Raw genomic sequence first — 16,003 nt, 5'->3', positions numbered from 1 at the left:
TATCTGCCATCAACCGTTTACCGTTGAAAAAATCTTATTTCAGGTTCTCCAACGCTCGCTTGAGGAATACACCGGCAAGGTGTTTGCGGTAGTCTTCCGAAGCGAAATGGTCGCTCATGATATCTACGCCGTCGGCGCAGGCATCAGCAGCGGCCTGGATGGATTCACCCGATAGTTCCTTCCCTTTGAGGGCCGCTTCGGCATTGCTGTCCCGGAAAGCGGCATCCGATACACCGGTGAAACCGATGCTACAGTCGGATACTTTATTGCCGTCCATGGTCAGCTGTACCGCACAACCAACCAGTGCGTAACGCGAAGCCGGCTGCGGAAATTTCGCATAAGTGGATTTACTGCCCTTAGGCGGTACCGGTACGTGAATACTGGTGAGTACATCGTTTTCGCCGACCGCAGTAGTATAGAAGCCGGTAAAGAAATCGTCGGCGTCAACCGTCCGGGCACCGTCCGGGCCGTGTATCTTGATCTTGGCGCCGGAAGCGATCACTACGGCGGGCCAGTCCGCAGCGGGGTCGGCGTGCGCGAGGCTACCACCGATGGTACCTTTATTGCGCACCTGAATATCGCCAATCACCTTGGCCGCCTCTACGAACATCGGCGCTTTTTTCGCCAGCAGATCGGAAGAAGCGATCTCGTAATGCGTGGTCATGGCTCCGATCACAATGTGACCATCCTCTTCCCGGATGCCGCGAAGTTCTTCAATTTTGGAAACATCTATTAAAAGTGCCGGACTGTTCAGCCGCAGTTTCATCGTTGGGATCAAACTGTGTCCCCCGGCCAGCAATTTGGCATCACCATCGTGGGATTGCAACAGACTGATCGCCTGTTCTACCGATGTAGCCTTTTGGTAATCAAATGAAGTAGCTACCATTTTATATTGGAATTAGAAGATTCGTTAATTAATGATTCAATTACTGAATGATCAGATCATTAGATCATCCCATCATCATTCCTGCATATACCGCCAGACCCGTTCCGGTGTCAACGGCATGGCCAGGTTCTTAATGCCGAAGGGCTTAAGCGCGTCCATGACCGCATTCACTACCGCCGGAGTAGATCCGATCGTACCGGCTTCACCGGCTCCTTTCACACCCAGTGGGTTATGAGGACAGGGTGTTACCTGACGGTCCACTTCGAAAGAAGGCAGATCATCCGCCCGCGGCATCGTATAGTCCATGTAGGAACCGTTGATCAGCTGGCCGTTCTCATCGTAGATGGTCTCTTCGAAAAGCGCCTGACCGATACCCTGGGCGAGTCCGCCGTGGATCTGGCCTTCTACGATCATGGGGTTGATCACGTTCCCTACGTCATCTACCGCTACAAAACGTTTGAGGGTCACTTTACCGGTGTCCTTATCCACTTCGACCATGGCCACGTGGGCACCGAACGGGTAGGTGAAGTTGGCCGGATCGTAGAAGCTGGAGAAATCCATACCGGGTTCCAGATTCTCGGGATAGTCGTGCGGTACGTAGGCCGTGAGGGAGATATCGGCAAAACCGATAGACTTATCTGTACCCTTTACGGTCCATTTACCTTCAGCGAATTCCAGGTCGTCTACCGCTGCTTCCAGTTTGTGCGCGGCGATCTTGGCTCCTTTTTCCAATACTTTATCGATACTCTTAACGATGGCGGATCCACCTACGGCCAGACTTCGCGAACCGTAAGTTCCCATACCGAAGGCTACGGCTTCGGAGTCACCGTGTACGATCTCCACGTCTTCCAGCGGAATGCCGAGTTTGTCGGCAACTACCTGGGCGAAGGTCGTTTCGTGACCCTGTCCGTGGGAGTGAGAACCGGTATACACGCTCACCTTACCCGTCGGTTGTACCCGCACCTGCGCGGATTCGTACAGACCGGCCCGGGCGCCAAGCGATCCCACTACTGCCGACGGAGCAATACCGCAGGCCTCAATGTACGTGGAGAAACCGATACCCATCAGCTTACCGTTCTTGCGGCCTTCCTCCTGTTCTTTGCGGAAATTCTCGTAGCCCACCATTTCCAGGGCACGCTTCAGCACCCCTTCGTAGTTACCACTGTCGTACTGCAGAGCTACCTGGGTCATATAACCTTCCTGCTCCACACCATCGAATGGAGGAATGAAGTTCTTGAATCGCAGATCAGCGGGGTCCATACCCATTTCCAGCGCTCCGGTGTCGATCAGGCGTTCCAGTAGATAGGTCGCTTCCGGCCGGCCGGCACCCCGGTAGGCATCCACCGCTACGGTATTAGTGAACACCGCCGTCAAATCTATGTGGATCTTCGGGGTAGTGTATACCCCCTGCAGGAGCGTACCGTGCAGCCAGGTGGGTACACAGGTAGAAAAAGTCGAAAGATAGGCCCCCAGGTTGGCGAAGGTATTGATCCGCAAACCAACAATGTTGCCTTCTTCGTCGAAGCCCATTTCGGCTTTGGTAACGTGGTCCCGGCCCTGAGCGTCGGTCATGAAGGCCTCACTGCGATCGGAGGTCCATTTCACCGGGCGTTCGATTTGCTGGGAAGCCCAGATCACGAGTGCCTCTTCCGTGTAGTGGAAGATCTTACTGCCGAATCCGCCGCCTACGTCGGGTGCTACTACGCGTACTTTATGCTCGGGTAGCCCAAGGGTAAAGGCGCTGAGCAGCAGACGGGTAAGGTGTGGGTTCTGAGAAGTCGTATATAAGGTATAGTGATCCCGGGCAGCTTCGAAGTGACCGATAGCCGCACGGGGCTCGATCGGATTGGGGGCTACCCGTTGGTTGACAAATTCGAGGGTAGTGACGTGGTGGGCGGACTCGATTGCGGCGTCCACTTCCTCTTTGGGATTACCCAGTTCCCAGTCATAACACATGTTCTTAGGTACATCGTCGTGTACCAGCGGTGCGCCGTCTTTCACGGCTTCGGCCGCATTGACCACGGCGGGCAGTTCTTCGTAATCCACATCTACCAGGTCGGCCGCATCGCGGGCGATCTCCTTGCTCTCGGCAATGATCATGGCAACGGCATCACCTACGTGGCGGGCTTTATCTCTTACCATCAGGGGGTGCGGCGGTTCCTTCATGGTGTCTCCGTTTTTGAAGTTCACCTGCCAGCCACAGGGTACTCCGCCAATTTCCTTGACGTCTTCTCCCGTAAATATGGCAACCACACCTTCCAGGGCAGCAGCCTCACTGGTGTCTACCCCATTTATTTTTGCGTGTGCATAGGGACTGCGCACGATGTAGGCGTAGGTCATACCCGGAAGAACGATATCATCGGTGTAATTTCCCTTGCCTGTAAGAAAGCGTTGGTCTTCAACGCGTTTAACAGATTTTCCTATATAAGTCATATGAGTTGAGGTCAAAAGATTAATGAATGGAATTTAATTAGGCGGACCGTTGACGATTTGACGGTCAGATAGGACCGGCCTAAACGGGAGTTGCTTTTACTCCCGTCCGCTTACCTCACGATGGTACTTCGAATAGCGGTTTTTCGAGCTCTTTTGCATCGGCGTGTTCTATATCTCCACCTTTTGATTTGTCGGCTGCGTATTTGATCGCCTCCACAATGTTGTGGTAGCCGGTGCAGCGGCAGAAGTTGCCTTCCAAAGCGTGTCTGATCTCTTCATCGCTGGGATGCGGGTTGTCTTCCAGCAAATTGGCGGCAGTCATGATCATGCCCGGTGTGCAGAAACCGCACTGTAATCCGTGTTTTTCCTTGAATCCTTCCTGAAGCGGGTGCAGTTTTCCCTTTTCGGCCATGCCTTCGATGGTCTTGATGGTAGCGCCGTCGGCCTGGGCAGCCAGCATGGTGCAGGATTTAACGGCTTTGCCGTCGACCAGAATGGTACAGGCACCGCAACTGCTGGTGTCACAACCGACGTGCGTACCGGTCAGACGGAGTTTATCGCGCAGATAGTGAACCAGTAATAAACGGCCTTCTACTTCATCCTGATACTTTTTGCCATTTACACTGACATTAATTGTTGTTGCCATATCGGTATCGATTTTTATTTGAAAAAGGGCATAATGATTTTATGCGTTTGCTTTAAGTTCTGATTCCAGATTCTGAAAGAACTGCTTTACCATGGAGTTGGCGACGCCGCCCAGCACGCGTTGTCCCATGCGGGCCAGGGTGCCGGAAAGTTTTGCATCTCCGGTAAAATTGACTTCAGTCTGGTTATCTCCAATGGGGTTGAGCTGGATCCTGCCTTCTGCGTTGGCGTTGCCCATCCGGCTTTTTTGCTCGATGAGCAGCGTGAAATGCTCGGGTTCTTTTTTGTCGGCCACCGCCATTTGTCCTTCGAAAGATCCTTTTACCGGCCCGAGTTTAACTTCCGCTACGGCTTTGTACTTGTCGTCCCCGAGTGGTTCCAGTCGGGAAATGGCGGGGGTGATGCGGGCGAGGGTCTCCGGATCCATCAGTAAATTCCAGATTTCTTGAGGTGGTGCGTTAAGTGAATGCGTACCTTCTAGGTGCATGGATGTTGCATTAGTTTATTGAATAATAAATGATGATCAGCTGTACTGCATACAGCATAATGGTGCATAGCTTGCGTGGATGCGCATTTTCAGGCTATGCTTTAGCCAAACTTTTGATTGTAATTGATGTCTAGATAAAAAAAGAAAGCGGAAACGGTCCGATCATTTATAACGACCAACCGCTCAAAAATAAGGCTGTTCTGATCGTGTCGCCTTTCGGAGTAAGCTAGTTGAGACTAGTTTTGCCATTAAAACCCAATATTATGAAAAATCAATCAGTAGTGCAACACATTTTAGGGTTTAATGAGGTTTTTGACCGAATAAGCCGAATAAATTTACGCTTACCCCAGAATTTCCGGATTTATGTTGGGACCGATAAAGTCTGGATCGGAGGTAAGGATGACGGATCCAGCTATCTACATATAGAAAAAATCTCCGCAAAAGCGCTGGAATTAACTAAACCGCTGGCCGATGGTGACCTGGATATTCAGGTCTATCCCCAGGGACACGGCAGCGAGACCGAAGAAGGTGTGGTCAGCCAGAAAGTGGCGTGCACCCTGCGCGGCGAAAAGCTCAGCGGCCTCTGGTTGCGGGTGGCTTTCGATGAAGACTATCACTACCTTATCCTGCTGGCCGGCAAAAGCCCGGAACAGTACGTAGCACTTTACGATGCCGGCATGGAGATCGCCCAGGGCATCAGAAGTCAGGTACCTAAAACCAAATTTATCCGGCAGTACGAAAGACCTGCCGTAGCGGTATAAAAAAGTTGTGAATTGGAGATAGATCAGGGAGTGGGCCGATGGTATTGGTTCCACTCTCTTTTTGTTTGAGGTCATGGCGGGAAGCCGGCAAAAAAAAACTTTTTCATGGGTACATCCCGATGCCTGCCAACACATAACAGCAAAAGCCCACGCTATCATGAAAAAGATTATTTGGTTCAGTAGCTTGTTCCTACTGGTGTTGAGTATGCCGGCTATGGCCCAGGAACCCGCCACCGGCCTGCTGTTTGACGATGAAGTTTACGATACCCTCAGCCGTATGCCTGCCTACGACGGCAGCAAGGATCTGGATCTGCCCGTGCGGGTGGATCTTTCCCCGTTTTGCCCGGAAGTGCGCAACCAGGGCGATATTTTTTCCTGCGTGGGCTGGGCCGTAGGTTACGGTGCACTGACCATCCGCCGGGCCATCCGGGCCGGATGGACGGACAAGACCACCATCACGGCTAACGCTTATTCGGCGCTGTTTATTTACAACCAGATCCGGGAAGGCAGCTGCCGCCAGGGTTCCCGCTTGTCGGCGGCAATGGAACTGCTGCAAACCACCGGCGATTGCCCGGCCAATGTATTTGATTTTAATGTAGAAGATTGTGAAAAACAACCGGCACCGGCCGTGATCGAAATGGCCCGCCGGGATACCATCAGCGACTATCTTACCTTATTCGGACGCAAAGACAACGCCCAGACCAAGATCTGGAAAGTAAAGCGGGCGCTGGCCCAGAAAGAACCGGTGATCATCGGTATGGAGATCCGGCAGAATTTCTATCAGTTGAGTGATGCCACTTTTTGGTGGCCGGATCTCGGCAATACCAATCCGGCGGGCGGTCACGCCATGACGGTAGTAGGCTATGACGACGAAGTGCAGGCTTTTCTGCTGTTCAACAGTTGGGGCACCAGTTGGGGCGATAAGGGCTATATCCGGGTGAAATACGAGCACTTTGCCGAATACTGCAAATACGCCTATATCCTGATCGGCAGCCTCGGCAGTGCTCCCCAAACAGCTACTACTCCCAATGCTCCCGCTCCGGTACGCGAACTGGTTAAAATGGCTGGTAGCAGTCAGTTGAAACACCTGACCGGCGTCAGCGGCGGCGAGCCCATCTTCAAAAATACGGCACTGGCCGGTGAGCAGGGCCTCTACCGCACCCGGCAGCAATGGACGACCGGACAGCTATTCCAGTTGTCGGCGGCTACCCGTTCTTCCAATATCTATCTCTATGCTTTTACGGTAGATCAGGGGGGGCAGGTACACATTCACTGGCCGCGGAAGGGATCGCTGAATAAAAAATTTGCCGGTACCAACGAATCGGCGCTGGTGGTAGAACCCGAAAGCCGGGTCACTATTCCCGGGCCGAATAAGGCACTCCGCATCAGTCGACCCGGCCGGGATGTCCTGTATATACTGTTCTCCAAACGAAAAATAAGAGGTCTGAAATTCATCTGTACCAGGATGGCAGAAAGCAACGATCAGCCCATGCAACGCCTTCAGCAGCTCATGGGAAAACATTTAATACCGCCTTCAGATATTGAGTATGGGAAAAATCTCGCTATCTTTGCAGCAAGGACACGCTCGGAAGGCTACATTGTTCCCCTTATATTGATCGCGGATTCTGCCGAATCCCGCTGACCTCTACCTGTCACTATCCACACACAACGCTTGCAATTCTGGTTTGCAGAAAGACCATTTGAAAACCAGTCATTTGTTAATTAATTTTGATTATCCCTTGTTGCTGCGGCAGCACAGTGATAAGCTGTAAAGGGATGTGTAACCCCCAAATTCCCAATAGTCATGACCGCTATGAAGAAGCTAATCCTTTTCCTGAACTTGATCATTCCTGCATTACTGTTGGCCCAGCCCGGAGATCCGGACTGGGAGCTGACCTACGGCGGGAATAACGATGACGAATTTCACAAAGTTATTGAAGCTACCAACGGCTATCTCGTGGCCGTTGGGGAAACCCGCTCGAAAACCGCCGGTGGTACGGACGGTTTTCTGGTGATCGCCGATTTCAGCACCGGCGGCAAGATCGCCGAAGTCCGCTTAGGCGGCAGCAAGGACGATCGCATTATGGATGTCGTCCAGACCTTTGACGGGCATTTTCTCCTGGCCGGCTATACCGAATCTTCGGGCCAGGGCAAAGGCGATGCCTGGCTGATCAAGACCGACGAACGCGGTCGCGAAGTGTGGCGTAAAGATTTCGGCAGCAGTGGGGAGGATATGTTCCGCAAGCTGGTGCTGCTACCCGATGGTTCCGTGCTGGCGGCCGGTTATAAGAACGACGCCCGCAGCGGAGATATCTGGCTGGTAAAGATCGACGGCCAACAGATCATCTGGGAGAAAGAACTCGGCCGCGGTAATTTCGAAGCGGTAAAAAGTATGGCCCTCATGCCGGACGGCGGCGTGGTGCTGGTTGGCAACGCTCAGAAATCCTCCCTGGGCGATAAGGGCGACGTTTATGTACTGCGCACCCTACCCGACGGCTCGCAGAGCTGGGTGAAATTTTTCGGAGATCGCGACTGGGAGGAAGTGGCCGATGTGATCGTTACCCGCGACGGGGGCATCGCATTTTGTGGACTCACTACCTCCAAAGGTGCCGGCGGCATGGATATGTGGCTGGTCAAAGTGAGCAACTCCGGATTCATGCAGTGGGAACAAACCTATGGCGGTAAGGATGATGACCTGGCCAATACCCTGGATGAAAGCCCGGAAGGGAACCTGATCATCGGGGGAGGCACGCAGTCTCACCGTTCCGGCGCCCGGCAGTACGTTGCCTTTTTGGTGCGCACGGATGCCGGTGGGATCCGTCAGTCGGAATTCCCCTACGGTGATAATAAAGAAGATCTCGCCAATCACGTGCATTTTCTGCACGATGGTAGTCTGGTCATGGCCGGACGTACGGCTTCCAAAGGACCCGGAGGTAATTCTGCCTGGCTGGTTCGCTGGGAAAGTCAGCAGTCTGTTTACGGCTCGGCGGTTGCCGGAGCCAAGCAGGCCGGACTGGAATTTTCCCAAACAAAGCTGCACACCAGCGACGGACAGCTGAAACCAGACGATCGGACCTACCTGTCCTTTACGCTGACCAACCGGACCGGCGCCGACCTCAACGGTCTGCAGATCCGGGTAAATCGCCAGCAAACCGTGGCGGGCCTCAATTTCTGGGAAAGCAACTATGTGGCCGAGTTGCCTAACGGTGGGGCCAAAGAGGTGCGGATACCGGTTATGGCCGCCAGCCAGTTGGAGACGGGGGAGAGCACGCTCGGCGTTTCGATCATGGCCGGAAACACGCAGGTGAGTCAGTTCGATACCAAGATAAAAACGAAAAAACCGGTTGATGCGGCCGTTGAATTTGCGGACTATGATTTCTCCGAAAGCCGAACTTCCGACGAGCAGAGCCTGACCGTTGAGTTACAAAACCCGGGCGACTTTGCGGCTACGCCCGTATCCGTCATTTTTGATCTGCCGGCCGGACTGGAAGCGGTTGGCTCCCGGATCACCAATATTGAAAGTATCCCGCCGCACGGTTCGAAAAAAGCACAGTTGCGTTTCAAAAGAACGTCCACTTTCCGTTCCTCCAGTATGAGCATCGTCTGTACGGTGCGGATGAACGGAAAAGAGTACCGGAAAACCCTGGACCGAGCGTTGTCTACGGGCAATCATGTGACCATGATCCTGACGCAGCCCAACCAGAATAAAACAGACATCAAGAACATCATCTCCGAAGGCAATATCTACAGCATCCAGATGGGCGTCAGTGCGCCCGTACCGGTGCAGCAGCAGAGTTTTACCGTGTACCGGAACAACCAGGCGCTGGACGGATCCAAAATGGATGAAGTAGACCTCTACGAAAGTGATAACCAGAGCCAGAATGGCGAATACATCTATGTGTATGAGACCAAAGTGCATCTGGAACCGGGAGAAAATGAAGTACAGATCCGGGTGAAAACCGGGGAGAACGAATTTACCTCCAAAACGATGTTGATCTACTACGAGCCGCGTCAGCCTAATTTGCACGTACTGGCGATCGGCCCGAGCCACCAGGACCTAAAATTCACGGCCAAAGATGCTGCGGATTTTGCCAATGCCTTTGAAGGGCAGGCCGGTCCGGACAAGCTTTTCGGCCAGGTCATTATCCGCAAGCTGGTAACGACCGAAGAAACGGAAGCAGACCGCATCCGGGAAGCCATTGCGGATCTGGTCTACCAGCACCGGAATCCCGCGGCGGCCCAACGCATTCTCAGTAATGACGTACTGATGGTGTTTGTTTCCTCCCACGGTAAAAACGGACAGGGCGGATTCCTGCTCCTGCCATCCAATTACGATCCCCGCTACGAAAGGACCCGGACGATCAATTTCCAACAGGATGTGGTACAGGAACTGGAGAAGATCAACTGCAAAAAGGTAGTAATGATCGATGCCTGCCACAGTGGCGCAGCGGATAGTAAATCCCTCACCGACGTGGCCCGCGCGGACGCACTGACCAAACTGGCCGCGATGCACCCGGGGATGAGCACGCTGACGTCCTGCCGGTCCAATGAATTGTCCTATGAGGATCCGCGCTGGGAGAACGGTGCCTTTACCGAGGCAATCCTGGAAGGATTTGCCAACAAAGCCTGCATGGATGAAAACGGTGCCTTTCAGGCAGATATCGATAACAACAGCATCCTGACGCTGGGAGAACTGTACGACTTTTTACGCCGGCGGGTACCCAACCTGATCAAAACCCAGAAGCCGAACGCTACGACGAATCAGACACCGTTTATGCCGGAAAACCAGCTGGACCGGGCGAACATGTCCATTTTTGCGATCGGCGGATAATGGATAGGGAATCAGAAGGTCAGGATGTTTATAAGCGTGAATTACAGCGATGTATGCAGTATTTCACAGTTTGGAACATCCTGGCTTTTTCCCCGCTTTGATCTCTGACTTTCTAACCTAACCTGGCCCGTTCCAAGAAACCGAAAAAATGAAAACGAACACCATCAATCCAAAAACCCTACTTGTACCCGGGAAAGCTATGCGATCGATAACCTTACTTGTGCAACCCATCTTGGTCAGATCTCTATTTTTTGTCCTGGCATTAATGGCGGGTACGGTCGCTTACAGCCAGCCGACCATGACGTATATTGTCACCAAAACGGTGGATACGAACGGCTCTTGTGATGCCGGTGACTGTAGCCTCCGCGAGGCCATTAACGCCGCCAATAGTGACGGTACTGCCAGTAACATCAGATTTGCATTCAGCGCGGGAGCGGCGCCTTACACCATCTTTGTACGAGGCACCCCACTGCCCCCGATTACGGGTGCCGATACCCAAATAGACGGATTGGTAGGGAACGGCTACAGCCTGGGAGACGTCATCGTCGACGGAAGTCTGCTGGCCGGCACGGTAGACGGTTTCAGCCTAATGGCGGATAATGCCGGGATCAGCGGTTTACGGATCCAGAATTTTACCGGCAATGGTATTAATGCCGGCGTCACCTTCGCAACCATAAGTTGTGATATCAGTAATTCCATTATTGTGGATAACGGGAACAACGGTATCCTGATCCCGATCAATACCGACCTGGTCGTGGACGGGAGTTATATCGGTACCGACCCTTCTTTTAGTTCCGGCCTGGGTAATGGAGGCTCCGGTATCAACTATACGAGCTTGCTGCCCGGTATCCCCACTTTGGATGTGACCGATAACGCCATCGCCAGTAACGGCAGTGATGCTATCCGAACGGACGGTCAGGTCTTTTTCAATATCTCCAGTAATGTGATCGGCACCAATCCGGCCGGAACGCTCTTCCTGGGCAACAGTGCCAGCGGGGTATTCATCACCAATAATACCAGCCGGGGTTCGATCACCAATAATACCATTGCCTTTAACACCTGGGGGATCCGGGTACCGGCGAGTATTCCTACGGCTATTTCCCGGAACAGTCTCTTTTGCAATTTTACAGCCGGGATTCTCCGTATGTTCAGTCCCATTACCTTAGATATAACCACCGCCAGTTTGGCGGAAATAGCCGGTACCAGCAGCATTGGCGGCGGTACGGTAGAAGTATTCATTCAGGATCCCAATTGCCCGGCCGGAACGCCTAACCCCTGTCAGGGCCGGACCTTCGTCGGGGTGACGACCTCCGCTGCCGACGGTAGCTGGAGTCTGAATGTTGCGGGTTCCGTTAGTAACGGGGATGTAGTGACGGCCACCATTACGACCAATGCCGCTTTCCCAACTACTTCCAATTACGCGGCCTGTCAGACGATCAGTTGTGGCGTCATACTCGGAAATATCGATGAGACCCCCAGTTGCGTCGGAGGCAATAGCGGCAGCCTGACGGCGAATCCGACCGGTGGGGACGCGCCCTACAATTATCAGTGGAGTAACGGAGGAACTTCGCAAACGATCTCCAACCTTCCTCCGGGAGTCTATACTGTAACGATCGAAGATGTTAACGGCTGTTTGGCCGTTGATTCCGGAGATGTGCTGGAAATACCCGGTCCCACCGCGAATGCCGGACCGGATCAGACGATCTGCTCCGGAGAATCAACTACTCTCAGCGCTACCGCAACGGGTGGCACGGGTCCGTACACGTTTCTGTGGGAGCCCGGCGGTGCCGGAACAACCATCACCGTCAGCCCGACGGAAAGTACCGTATACAACGTTACCGCCACGGATACCCAGGGATGTGAGGACGTCGATCAGGTGATCGTGCGGGTAGTTGCCGCCCCCCAGCCGCCCGATGCGGGCCCGGATCAAAGCCTTTGTGCGGGAGAAACGGCCAGTTTACAGGGGACGATCGGCGGAGACCCGGCGGGCCCCGGTGTCTGGTCGGCTTCGGTTGCGGGCGGAACGTTTTCGCCGGATGCCAATACCCTCGATGCGACCTATACGCCTCCGGCGGGGGCCACTACGGTGACCCTGACCTTGACGACGACCAACGGGACGGCCGAATGCCCTAATCTCAGTGACGATATGATCATTACCTATACGGCGGCTCCGACTCTGGATGCCGGACCGGATCAGGCGATCTGCGCCGGCGAGGAAATTACCCTCACGGCGGTGGCTACCGGTGGAGCGGGCTCTTATACTTTTCAGTGGGAACCCGGTGGTGCCGGTGCAAGTATCACAGTCAGTCCGGCGACCACCACCATATACGATGTTACGGTAACGGATGCGCAGGGCTGTACGGATACGGACCGGGTGCAGGTGAGTGTCAACCCCAGCCCGGCAACGCCCGATGCGGGTCCGGATCAGAGCCTTTGTGTGGGAGAAACGGCGAGTTTGCAGGGCACGATCGGCGGAGATCCGGCGGCACCCGGCCTGTGGTCGGCTTCGGTTGCGGGCGGAACGTTTTCGCCGGATGCCAATACCCTGAATGCCACCTATACGCCTCCCGCGGGGGCTACTACGGTTACCCTCACCTTAAGTACGACCAATGGGACGGCCGAATGTCCTAATCTCACTGACGATATGGTGATCACCTATACGGCGGCTCCGACTCTGGATGCCGGACCGGATCAGGTGATCTGCGCCGGAGAAGAAATTACGCTCACGGCAGTAGCTACCGGCGGCGCGGGCTCCTATACCTTCCAGTGGGAACCCGGCGGTGCCGGCGCCAGCATCACGGTTAGTCCGGCTACTACGACCATTTACGATGTTACGGTAACGGATGCGCAGGGCTGTACGGCTACGGACCGGGTGCAGGTCAGCGTCAACACCAGCCCGGACGCACCGAATGCCGGCCCGGACCAAACCCTCTGCGCCGGAGTGACGGCCAATCTACAGGGCACGGTCGGCGGTGATCCGGCTGGTCCCGGCATCTGGTCGGCCTCGGTGGCCGGTGGAACTTTTACGCCGGATGCCAACACCCTGAATGCCACCTATACGCCTCCGGCGGGCATCACCACGGTGACCCTAACCTTAACCACCACCAGCGGTACAGCGGAATGCCCGAACCTCAGTGACGACATGATCATTACCTATACCGAAGGGGTGACGGTTGATGCCGGCCCGGATCAAACGGTCTGCACGGATGCGCCCACTACTTTAGCGGGAGTCATCGGCGGGAGCGGCGTATCCGGCGGCTGGTCGGCCTCGGTGCCTGGTGGTACCTTTACGCCGGATAACCTGGATCTCAATGCGGAATACACACCGCCCACCGGAGTAACCAGCGTAGTGCTGACGCTGTTGGGCGTGGATCCCACCGGACAGTGCCCCGATGTGAGGGATCAGATGACGATTACCTATTCGGAAAATAATGCTACGGTTGATGCCGGTCCGTCCCAGATCGTATGTGAAGGACAGCCGGTAGACCTGGCGGGAAGTTTCGGTGGAACGGCAACCAGCGCCCAGTGGAGCACCGACGGAGACGGCACCTTCCTGGACAGCAACGATCCGACTACCGCATATACACCCGGCCCCAATGATATCAGCGGCCAGGGTGCGACGCTTACGCTGACTACGAACGGAAGTGCCGGCTGTCCCCCGGTATCCGATAATATGGATTTTCGTATCATTCCAGCTCCTGACTACACCGTGACGGGCATTAATCCGAGTACCTGCGGCGATCCGGACGGTAGCATTGTGATCAGCGGATTGAATCCCGGTACGCCTTACGACGGGAGTTATACATTTGCGGGTGCAGTCGTGTCCATTGCGCAGGATGCTTCCGCTGCGGGGGAGATCCGGGTAGATAATTTGGGAGATGGAGTTTACACGGATATCGTGATTACCGACGGAAATGGCTGCAGCGGCCCTTCCGCTACGGTTACCCTTAGCAGCCCCGGCGGACCGGGAGCGGGTGCCAACCCGATCTCGATCTGCGTGGGCAATACCGGAGAAATTTCCGGACTTCCTACCGGTGGCACCGAGCCATATACCCACGAATGGTTCGACCAGGCCAGTGGTTCGGCCAGTAACTATACCTTGTCTAATAATAATTTCCAAACGCTCAATATCGATGCCGGATCGGCCCAGCCGGGTACCGTCGACCTCCTGTACCAGGTGACGGATGCGAACGGTTGCGCAGCTTCCGCGGCCGTAACGGTCACTATTCTGGCGGGACCGGCCGTGGCTATCGTGCAACTTGATTCCGCCTCTATGGCCGGTGCTGCCGACGGGCGGGCGGAATTCAGTGTTAACGGAGGACAGCCGCCGTATGATTACAGCTGGACGGGCCCATCCGCCGGTACGTCCAGTCAGGCAGCCGCCGGAAATGCGGTAGTTGACGGCTTGCAAAGCGGTAATTATTCGCTGCAGTTGAATGACGCCAACGGCTGTTCGACCACGGTCCGCTTCCGGATCGGGATCACCCTCACGGGTGGCGGCGAATGCACGACCGATGCGGGTAGTCTGGAGGAAGTATTCGGGGGAGGTGTGCAGGCCTGTAGCAGCAGCCCGGTTGAACTGGTTCACAACGGAGATCAGTTCCTGGACCCCAATGATGCTCTGGTCTTCGTTTTGAAAGAAATGTCCGGAGTGGTAATTAAAACCTATAACGAACCGGTATTTACCTATGATCCCGCTTCGATGTCGCTCAATACCCAGTATCTGGCGGCGGCCCGGGCGGGCAATGCGACCGGTCCGGCCGGAGCGGTGGATCCCGCCGATCCCTGCCTGAGTGAATCCAATAGTGTAAGCATCATATTCCGGGAGAGCCTGACCGGTGTACTGAATTTCCTGCAGGGTGAAGAAGAACTTTGCCAGGGTGAAGAACTGATCCTGAGTACCAACAACCTCGGTAGTGTGGATTACTTCTGGATCACCCCAAATCGGGATACTCTCCGGACCAACGAACCGATGGTCGTGCTGCCGGACATCCAGACGGCCGATGCCGGGGATTACTACGTTATGGTCCGGGACGGAGATTGCCTGAACGACCAAACCGGCCCCTTCACCCTGATCGTAAACGGCCTGCCGGTCGGTACGACCATTTGTGCGGGGGACGATCAGACCGTTTGCGAACGGGTGACGAGTTTGCAGGCCTGTAACCCCGGAACGGGCACGGGTTTCTGGACCAGCTTATCCGGAGCACGTATCAATAATTCCGGCAGTGCAAACACTACGGTATCCGATCTGGTACCCGGAGAGAATCTGTTTGTCTGGACGGTAGAAATTTCCGAATGCGGCTCGGTTGGCAGTGATACGGTGCGGGTGGTGTACGAGAGTGCCCTGTTTGCCCAACCGGACGCTTTTGTGCTGGAAAGGGCCAACACGGAGATCTTCATGGACGTATTGAAAAACGACAATATCGCTGCCGGTGCCGATATCGAGCTGACCGCACTGACGGAACCGGCCTTCGGTATCCTGGAAACCTTACCAAACGGATTTCGCTTTTACGAAAATGAGCAGCGGCGCGGAACCGTCGAATTTGTGTACCAGGTCTGCTATCTGGGAGGAAGCTGCGCGGGAGCCTGCGATACGGCTACGGTAAATATTGAAGTACTCAATTTACCCTATCTGCCGGAGGGCATTACTCCGGACGGCGATGGTCGCAACGATGAACTGACCGTGCTGGGCTATACGCCCGGCGATTCAGACCTGCGACTGCAACTGACCATTGCCAATCAGTGGGGAGAGATCATCTTCCAATCCAACGATTATACAAACTCCGATCCCTGGAAGGGAACCTTTAAAGGACAGCCGGTGCCGCAGGGCGCTTATTACTGTCATTTGGAAACCATTGTGCCGGAAGGCAGTTTTGAACGAACCCAAACAGTTTACGTCGTCAGGTAATCAGGTGGAACCGACTGCCTGCGATCCGTAGCCGGCGTGTAAACTCCCGGTT

Annotated in this window: 8 protein-coding genes; 4 read left to right on the top strand and 4 right to left on the bottom strand. The window is 54.7% G+C overall.

Features of this window, described 5'->3' with window-relative positions:
* Nucleotides 1-34 precede the first annotated feature (34 nt).
* The 4 genes from CRP01_RS35655 to CRP01_RS35640 all read right to left on the bottom strand — a co-directional run bounded on the left by CRP01_RS35655 (nucleotide 35) and on the right by CRP01_RS35640 (nucleotide 4,451).
* Nucleotides 35-886, bottom strand: a complete 852-nt coding sequence (locus CRP01_RS35655; RefSeq protein WP_099154876.1) for an FAD binding domain-containing protein — start codon at nucleotides 884-886, stop codon at nucleotides 35-37.
* 75 nt (nucleotides 887-961) lie between these two features.
* Nucleotides 962-3,319 (bottom strand): xanthine dehydrogenase family protein molybdopterin-binding subunit, encoded by a 2,358-nt coding sequence (locus CRP01_RS35650; protein WP_099154875.1) that lies wholly within the window; start codon nucleotides 3,317-3,319, stop codon nucleotides 962-964.
* 115 nt (nucleotides 3,320-3,434) lie between these two features.
* Nucleotides 3,435-3,965: a (2Fe-2S)-binding protein gene (locus CRP01_RS35645; RefSeq protein WP_099154874.1), complete on the bottom strand. Its 531-nt coding sequence runs from the start codon at nucleotides 3,963-3,965 to the stop codon at nucleotides 3,435-3,437.
* A gap of 39 nt (nucleotides 3,966-4,004) precedes the next feature.
* Nucleotides 4,005-4,451, bottom strand: a complete 447-nt coding sequence (locus tag CRP01_RS35640) for a CoxG family protein (RefSeq protein WP_099154873.1) — start codon at nucleotides 4,449-4,451, stop codon at nucleotides 4,005-4,007.
* Nucleotides 4,452-4,714: 263 nt separating this feature from the next.
* Between CRP01_RS35640 and CRP01_RS35635 the strand changes: the two genes are divergently transcribed.
* The 4 genes from CRP01_RS35635 (at nucleotide 4,715) to CRP01_RS35620 (ending at nucleotide 15,951) form a co-directional block, all read left to right on the top strand.
* Nucleotides 4,715-5,212, top strand: a complete 498-nt coding sequence (locus CRP01_RS35635; protein WP_099154872.1) for a hypothetical protein — start codon at nucleotides 4,715-4,717, stop codon at nucleotides 5,210-5,212.
* 157 nt (nucleotides 5,213-5,369) lie between these two features.
* Nucleotides 5,370-6,854 (top strand): C1 family peptidase, encoded by a 1,485-nt coding sequence (locus tag CRP01_RS35630; RefSeq protein ID WP_170110684.1) that lies wholly within the window; start codon nucleotides 5,370-5,372, stop codon nucleotides 6,852-6,854.
* Between the two features lie 171 nt (nucleotides 6,855-7,025).
* Complete coding sequence (locus CRP01_RS35625) at nucleotides 7,026-10,043, top strand: caspase family protein (RefSeq protein WP_170110683.1); 3,018 nt, start codon at nucleotides 7,026-7,028, stop codon at nucleotides 10,041-10,043.
* Between the two features lie 220 nt (nucleotides 10,044-10,263).
* Entirely contained in the window at nucleotides 10,264-15,951 is a 5,688-nt protein-coding gene (locus CRP01_RS35620) for a T9SS type B sorting domain-containing protein (RefSeq protein ID WP_170110682.1), read from the top strand.
* Nucleotides 15,952-16,003 lie beyond the last annotated feature (52 nt).

This window comes from Flavilitoribacter nigricans DSM 23189 = NBRC 102662 (assembly GCF_002646595.1).
Classification (GTDB): domain Bacteria; phylum Bacteroidota; class Bacteroidia; order Chitinophagales; family Saprospiraceae; genus Flavilitoribacter; species Flavilitoribacter nigricans.
Note: the sequence above shows the minus strand (reverse complement) of the source record. Positions and strands in the feature narration are given on the sequence as shown.